Here is a 265-nt window from a genome sequence, read left to right as displayed (position 1 = left end):
ACAGCATCACGCAGTGCCGCTTCCTGCCATTGACAAAGCGGCGTGCCATCCAGTGTGATCTCGCCTTGCTGCGGATCCCAGTTCCGGGTCAGCAATTGCAGCAGGGTTGATTTACCACAGCCCGTGCGTCCAAGCAGCGCCAGTTTTTCACCGGCTTTGAGCTCAAGAGTGACATGGTTGAGCACGGATTGTTCGCTACCGAAGTAGCTAAAGCTGACGTCTTGAATTTTAATCTCGCCCCGGACACTGGCTTGATGGCCCTGAG

The 265-nt window shown here is 55.5% G+C and carries 1 protein-coding gene; it reads right to left on the bottom strand.

The features are described 5' to 3' along the window. Nucleotides 1–265, bottom strand: a 265-nt coding sequence (locus tag R0J87_RS21320) for an ATP-binding cassette domain-containing protein (RefSeq protein ID WP_498888791.1), incomplete at both ends; no start/stop codon positions are given.

It is taken from the genome of Halomonas sp. SIMBA_159 (genome assembly GCF_046536035.1).
In the GTDB taxonomy this organism is placed as follows: domain Bacteria; phylum Pseudomonadota; class Gammaproteobacteria; order Pseudomonadales; family Halomonadaceae; genus Vreelandella; species Vreelandella venusta_A.
The sequence above is the reverse complement of the archived record's forward strand: the minus strand, read 5'-3'. Positions and strand labels throughout refer to the sequence as shown.